The sequence below is a fragment of the Actinomadura sp. HBU206391 genome (assembly GCF_014323665.1).
Lineage (GTDB): Bacteria > Actinomycetota > Actinomycetes > Streptosporangiales > Streptosporangiaceae > Actinomadura_C.
Genome location: NZ_JABVEB010000292.1, coordinates 1 through 6,312, shown reverse-complemented (window position 1 = coordinate 6,312; position 6,312 = coordinate 1). Strand labels below are relative to the sequence as shown.

The window sequence follows — 6,312 nt, the reverse complement described above, 5'->3', positions numbered from 1 at the left end:
GTTGCAGCTCGTGCCGGCGATGCTGCGGGAGCTCCGCCCCGACCTGCGCATCGGCTTCTTCCTGCACATTCCGTTCCCGCCACAGGAGCTCTTCGAGCAGCTCCCGTGGCGGCGGCAGATCATCGCTGGGCTGCTCGGCGCCGACCTGGTCGGATTCCAGTTGCCGGGTGCGGCGTCGAACTTCCTGCGGCTCGCCCGTCGGCACCTCGACGGCCGTACGCGCGGCCCGTACGTCGACGTGGGCGAGCGGGTCGTGCGCGCTCAGGCCTTCCCCATCTCGGTGGACGTCGAAGAGCTCACGGAACTGACCCGGCGCCGCGAGGTCCGGTGGCGGGCCGAGGAGGTCAAGGCCGACCTCGGGGACACGAAGATCCTTCTGGGCGTGGACCGGCTCGACTACACCAAGGGCATCTCCCAGCGGCTGCAGGCGTTCGGGGAACTGCTCGCCGACGGCGCGCTCAAGGCGGGCGAGGCGGTCTTCGTGCAGATCGCCACGCCGAGCCGGGAGCGCATCGAGCAGTACCAGCTGCTACGCGATCAGATCGAGCAGCAGGTCGGCCGGATCAACGGCGAGCACGCGGAGCTCGGCGCACCGGTGATCCACTACCTGCACGCGTCGTACAGCCGGGACGAGCTGGCCGCGCTCTATCGCGCCGCCGACGTCATGGTGGTGACTCCGCTGCGGGACGGCATGAACCTCGTCGCGAAGGAGTACGTGGCGTGCCGCGACGATCTGCGCGGTGCCTTGGTGCTCAGTGAGTTCGCGGGGGCGGCCGACGAGCTGAGGCGCGCCTTCCTCGTCAACCCCTACGACATCGACGGGCTCAAGGAGGCGATGCTGGCGGCTCTGCGCTCTTCGCCCGCCGAACAGGGCCGCCGGATGCGATCGATGCGCAGGCGCATCATCGAGCACGACGTCGACCGGTGGGCGCAGGACTTCCTCACCGCCCTGGAGGAAACGCCCTAGGGCGGTGCCTCAGGGGCGGGTGTCGAAGGCCGCCCACACGGCCTTGCCGCCGGTGGCCAGGCGAGCCCAGCCCCATGTGCTGCTGACGGCCTCGACGACGTGCAGGCCGCGGCCGCTCTCGGTGAAGTGATCGGGCACGGCCGGTGTCGGCACGTCGTCGCCGGGGTCGGTGACGACGGTCAGCAGCCGGCGGTCGTGCCGGAGCAGCACGAGCTGGATCGGCCAGGCCTGGGCGGAGTGGAGCGCGCCGCGCAGGCCGTGACGCAGGGCGTTGGTCACGAGCTCGGACACCACGACCGTGGCGTCCTCGGCGAACGAGCAGAGCTCCCAGTCGGCCAGTGTGGTCCGGGCGAAGTCGCGCGCGATCCGCGGTGACTCCAGATCGGAGCGGAGCACGCAACGCGCCGATTCCGGGGTGTCGGCGAGCGGGGAGGGCCATCGACCCGTGGTCGGCCAGGCCTGGCCGAGTACGGAGATCCAGTTGTCGTCGATGGCGGAGTCGGCGATGCGGTGGGCGCGGCGAACCATCATGGCGAACCCTGCAGGTGGGATGTGGGCGGTGATCGGGTAACCGCTATCTTGCTCCTTAACCCGTGCAGGTGCAAGGGCTACTGCAAGGTCGGATGCACGTGCACGCGCACGGACCCGTACATTGAGTGGTGGGGTGGGGCGTTGTCCACAGGGGGACGGATGGACCAGATGAACCGGATACACCAGTTCGGCAACGGCATGTCTGCTTCGCTCCTGCGCTACAACACCTGGCAGAAGAGTGCGCGGAGCAACCCGAGTGGGAATTGTGTGGAGATGACCGAGCTCCCAACCGGGGAGATCGCGATGCGCAACTCCCGCCATCCAGACGGTCCGGCGCTCGTCTACACGCGCGCTGAGATAGAGGCCTTCATCAACGGAGCCAAGGACGGAGACTTCGACGAACTGATCAGTGGCTGACCTGACGGGTAACTAGGCAGTCGGTCGCGCCGGTGGGATACTTGCCGATTCCGGCATCTCCAGGAGTGCCCATGACAGCCCGGCCCGAAGGCGAGCCATCCGTCCGCAGCATGTTCGAGTCACCGCGCGGCGGTCCGACGGTGCTGCGCATCCTGCTCGGTGCTCAACTGCGGCAGTTGCGCGAGGCCAGCGGTATCACCAGGGAGGCCGCCGGATATGCCATCCGGGCGTCCGACTCGAAGATCAGCCGGCTGGAGCTCGGCCGGGTGGGGTTCAAGGAGCGGGACGTCTCCGACCTGCTCACCCTCTATGGGGTGCTCGACGGGCGGGACCGGAGCCCGTTGCTCGCCCTCGCGGCGCAGGCCAACACGCCGGGCTGGTGGCACCGTTACTCCGACGTGCTGCCCTCCTGGTTCGAGGTGTACGTGGGTTTGGAGGAGGCCGCGGCACGCATCCGGGCCTACGAGGTCCAGTTCGTGCCGGGTCTCCTCCAGACCGAGGACTACGCCCGCGCGGTGACCATGCTGGGACATCCGGACGCCTCCACGGACGAGATCGAGCAGCGCGTCGCCCTGAGGATGCGGCGGCGGGAGCTCCTCACGGCAACGGAACCACCGCACCTGTGGGCGGTCGTCGACGAGGCGGCGCTCCGGCGTCCGCTCGGCGGCGTCGACGCGATGCGCGACCAGCTCCGGCACCTCATCGAGGTCACCGCGCTGCCGAACGTCACCCTTCAGGTGGTGTCGTTCACCCACGGAGGTCACGCCGCCGCCGGCGGGCCGTTCAGCATCCTGCGCTTCGCCGAGCCCGACTTGCCGGACGTGGTCTATCTCGAGCAGCTCACCAGCGCGCTCTATCTCGACAAGCGCGAGGAGCTCGACCGGTATCTCGCGGTGATGGAGCGGCTGTGCCTGGAGGCCGAGCCGGTCGCGGCGACCCCCGGCATCCTCAAGGGCATCCTGAGCGGATTCTAGCGCCGGTCCCATGGATCGACGGCGCACGCCTGCGGGAACGGACCGGAGTTCGGCCGGCAGCACATCGCCGGGCGATTTCTCGTGCCCCTCCACGCGCTGTCCCGATTCGATGCGATCTTGACCCGGAGGATGATGCGCCGTGACCGGATGGTCACACGGTGCCGGGTTGACGGGTTAATAGATGAACATTGAACTGTGGCGCCGACGGTGGGACACTAACCGCGATCGTACGGGGGGCCTGCCAGCGATGCCGGGGTGAGACGTGATCGAAGCCGAAGTGGTGCGCTCCTTTGCCGTGACCGAGTATCCGGAGACCGGGCCGACGGTGTTGAGGATCTTGCTCGGCGGTCAGTTGCGCCGTCTGCGCGAGGCCAGGCAGATCACCCGTTCGGAGGCGGGCCACGCCATCCGGGCGTCCGACTCGAAGATCAGCAGGCTGGAGCTGGGGCGGGTCGCGTTCAAGGAGCGCGACGTGTGCGACCTGCTCACCCTGTACGGGGTGAGCGATGAGGACGAGCGGGCGCTGTTCAAGTCCCTCGGGCGCCAGGCCAACAAGCCGGGCTGGTGGCACAAGTATGGCGACATCATGCCGAACTGGTTCGAGCTGTATGTCGGGCTGGAGGAGGCCGCCTCCCTCGTCCGGACCTATGAGGTGCAGTTCGTCCCCGGCCTTCTGCAGACCAGGGAGTACGCCAGGGAGGTCACGCTCCTCGGCCATGCCGAGGAGACCCCCTCCGAGATCACCCGCCGCGTCGAGCTGCGGATGACCCGCCGGCAACGGCTCACCGCCCCGGGCGGGCCGCGGATCTGGGCGGTCGTCGACGAGGCGGTGCTCCGCCGGCCGCTGGGCGGGCCAGAGGTCATGCGGGCGCAGCTCGAACACCTCGCCGAGATGGCGGCGCTGCCCAACATCACCCTGCAGGTCGTGCCGTTCGACCGGGGCGGCCACGCCGCGGCGGGCGGCCCGTTCACCATCCTGCGGTTCTCCGAGCCGGACCTGCCGGACGTGGTGTATCTCGAGCAGCTCTCCAGCGCCCTCTACCTCGACGATCGCGACGACGTCGACGGCTACATGGCGGTCATGGACCGGTTGTGCGTCGAGGCGGCGCCCGTCGGCGACTCGGCCCTGATGCTGGACCAGATCATCAAGGAGATGTGACGCCGGGGGCCGGCGTCACACCGCGAGAACGTCATGCCCGAGGGCGTGACGCCCGAAGAGCGTCACGCCGGGCGTCATGTTCGACGGGCGTCGTGCTCGACGCGCCTCACGCCGACAGGCCGAGCGCCCGCGCGATGAGGATCCGCTGTACCTCCGAGGTGCCCTCACCGATCTCCAGGATCTTGGCGTCGCGGTAGAACCGCCCGACCGGGTACTCGTTCATGAAGCCGTAGCCGCCGAAGATCTGGGTGGCGTCCCGGGCGTTGTCCATCGCCGCGTTCGAGGAGACCAGCTTGGCGATCGCCGCCTCCTTCTTGAACGACTCGCCGGAGAGCATCTTCGCCGCCGCGGCGTAGTAGGCGACGCGCGCCGTGTGCGCTCTCGTCTCCATGTCCGCGATCTTGAACTGGATCGCCTGGTACTCGCCGATCGCCCGGCCGAACGCCACGCGCTCACGCACGTAGCGCAGGGACTCGTCGACGCAGCCCTGCGCGAGCCCCACCGACAGCGCCGCGATGGCCACCCGGCCCTCGTCCAGCGTGCGCAGGAACTGCGCGTAGCCCCGGCCGCGCGGGCCCACCAGGTTCGCCTCGGGGACCCGGACGTCCTCGAACGCCAGCTCCCGGGTGTCGGAGGCCGACCAGCCCACCTTGGAGTACTTCTTGCCGACGGTGAACCCCGGAGTTCCCGACGGCACCAGGATCGCCGATATCTCGCGGTCGCCGGTGAGCGCGGTGATCGTCACGAATGACGTGATGTCGGTGCCCGAGTTGGTGATGAACGACTTGGAGCCGTTGATCACCCAGTGGCCGTCCTCGAGCCGCGCGGTGGTGCGCATGCCGCCGGGAACGTCCGATCCGCCGCCGGGCTCGGTGAGCCCGAAGGCGCCCAGCCGTTCCCCCGAGCACAGCCGGGGCAGCCACTCCCGCTTCTGCTCCTCGCTGCCGAAGCGGAAGATCGGCATCGCGCCCAGGGAGACGCCGGCCTCCAGCGTGATGGCCACTGACGAGTCGACCCTGGCCAGCTCCTCGAGCGCCAGGCACAGCGTGAAGTAGTCGCCGCCCATCCCGCCGTACTCCTCGGGGAACGGCAGCCCGAACAGCCCCATCTTGCCCATCCCGGCGACGATGTCGTACGGGAACTCGCCGCGTTCGTAGAGATCACCGATCACGGGTGCCACCACGTCGCGGGCGAACCGCGCCACCGTCTGCCGCAGAGCCTCTTGCTCTTCGTCGAGCCGGAAATCGATCATTTTGTGCTCTCTTCTTGCGGTGAACCCGCAGGGGTTCGCGCGAACGACTGCGAGATCATGACTGGGGTGCAGGCGCCGGGGACAGCGCCTGGACGACGCGTGAGGGGCTGGGGCGGCCGAGGTGTCCGGCCATCCATCGGCTGGTCTCGACGAGGCCGGCGAGATCGACGCCGGTGTCGACCCCGAGGCCGTTCAGCATCCACACCAGATCCTCGGTCGCGAGGTTTCCGGTGGCGCTCTCGGCGTACGGGCAGCCGCCCAGCCCGCCCGCCGACGCGTCGACCGTACGAATCCCGCACCGAAGCGCGGCGAGGGTGTTGGCGAGCGCCTGGCCGTAGGTGTCGTGGAAGTGCACGGCGATCCGCTCCATGCCGACCCCCGCGTCGCCGAGCGCCTCGATCAGCGCGGTGACCTGTCCGGGAGTGCCGACGCCGATGGTGTCGCCGAGGCTGAGCTCGGTGCAGCCCAGATCGATCAGGCGCGTGGCGACCGAGACGACCCGGCCGATCGGGACGTCGCCCTCCCACGGATCGCCGAAGCACATGGAGAGGTACCCGCGGACGGCGAGGCCCTCGGCACGGGCCCGGTCGACGACCGGGGCGAACATCGCGAGCGACTCCTCGACGGTGCGGTTGAGGTTGCGCCGGGCGAAGGTCTCGGTCGCGCTGCCGAACACCGCGATCTCGGTGACGCCGTGCGCCAGCGCACGGTCGAGACCACGCTCGTTGGGCACCAGGACCGGGTGGCGGACGCCGGCCGCACGCGGCAGGATCTCGAGCAGCCGCTCGGCGTCGGCGAGCTGGGGGACCCACTTCGGGTGGACGAAACTCGTCGCCTCGATCGTCGTGAGCCCGGTGGCGGCGAGCCGGGTGATGAACTCGGCCTTGACCTCGACCGGCACGATCGCCGACTCGTTCTGCAGCCCGTCCCGCGGCCCGACCTCATAGATCGTCACCTGCGAGGGCAGCCCCGCGAGCGGGACCTCCATCGGAACCCTCATGCCGTCGCCTCC

At 69.4% G+C, this 6,312-nt stretch carries 7 protein-coding genes; 4 read left to right on the top strand and 3 right to left on the bottom strand.

Annotation, left to right across the window (positions count from 1 at the left end; translation table 11 throughout):
• On the top strand, positions 1-967 hold a 967-nt coding region (locus HKK72_RS34475; protein ID WP_187238605.1), incomplete at its 5' end, for a trehalose-6-phosphate synthase.
• Positions 968-976: 9 nt separating this feature from the next.
• Here HKK72_RS34475 and HKK72_RS34470 read toward each other — a convergent pair.
• The gene (locus tag HKK72_RS34470) at positions 977-1,498 is read right to left on the bottom strand and encodes an ATP-binding protein (protein WP_187238604.1); all 522 of its coding nucleotides are present in this window, start codon (positions 1,496-1,498) and stop codon (positions 977-979) included.
• Between the two features lie 168 nt (positions 1,499-1,666).
• Between HKK72_RS34470 and HKK72_RS34465 the strand changes: the two genes are divergently transcribed.
• From HKK72_RS34465 to HKK72_RS34455, 3 genes are all read left to right on the top strand, one after another.
• The gene (locus tag HKK72_RS34465) at positions 1,667-1,915 is read left to right on the top strand and encodes a DUF397 domain-containing protein (protein ID WP_187238603.1); all 249 of its coding nucleotides are present in this window, start codon (positions 1,667-1,669) and stop codon (positions 1,913-1,915) included.
• 71 nt (positions 1,916-1,986) lie between these two features.
• The gene (locus HKK72_RS34460; protein ID WP_187238602.1) at positions 1,987-2,889 is read left to right on the top strand and encodes a helix-turn-helix domain-containing protein; all 903 of its coding nucleotides are present in this window, start codon (positions 1,987-1,989) and stop codon (positions 2,887-2,889) included.
• Between the two features lie 262 nt (positions 2,890-3,151).
• Positions 3,152-4,048 (top strand): helix-turn-helix transcriptional regulator, encoded by an 897-nt coding sequence (locus HKK72_RS34455; RefSeq protein WP_315987592.1) that lies wholly within the window; start codon positions 3,152-3,154, stop codon positions 4,046-4,048.
• 106 nt (positions 4,049-4,154) lie between these two features.
• On the opposite strand, the gene HKK72_RS34450 is transcribed toward HKK72_RS34455, so the two are convergent.
• Both HKK72_RS34450 and HKK72_RS34445 read right to left on the bottom strand, forming a co-directional pair.
• Complete coding sequence (locus HKK72_RS34450) at positions 4,155-5,300, bottom strand: acyl-CoA dehydrogenase family protein (protein WP_187238601.1); 1,146 nt, start codon at positions 5,298-5,300, stop codon at positions 4,155-4,157.
• A 55-nt stretch (positions 5,301-5,355) separates the two neighbouring features.
• Complete coding sequence (locus HKK72_RS34445; protein ID WP_222721509.1) at positions 5,356-6,288, bottom strand: hydroxymethylglutaryl-CoA lyase; 933 nt, start codon at positions 6,286-6,288, stop codon at positions 5,356-5,358.
• Positions 6,289-6,312: the final 24 nt, after the last annotated feature.

Coding starts and splice junctions, on each gene's coding strand:
- HKK72_RS34460 (WP_187238602.1), top strand. CDS start 1,987: ATGACAGCCCGGCCCGAAGGCGAGCCATCCGTCCGCAGCATGTTCGAG.
- HKK72_RS34470 (WP_187238604.1), bottom strand. CDS start 1,498: ATGATGGTTCGCCGCGCCCACCGCATCGCCGACTCCGCCATCGACGAC.
- HKK72_RS34465 (WP_187238603.1), top strand. CDS start 1,667: ATGAACCGGATACACCAGTTCGGCAACGGCATGTCTGCTTCGCTCCTG.
- HKK72_RS34445 (WP_222721509.1), bottom strand. CDS start 6,288: ATGGAGGTCCCGCTCGCGGGGCTGCCCTCGCAGGTGACGATCTATGAG.
- HKK72_RS34450 (WP_187238601.1), bottom strand. CDS start 5,300: ATGATCGATTTCCGGCTCGACGAAGAGCAAGAGGCTCTGCGGCAGACG.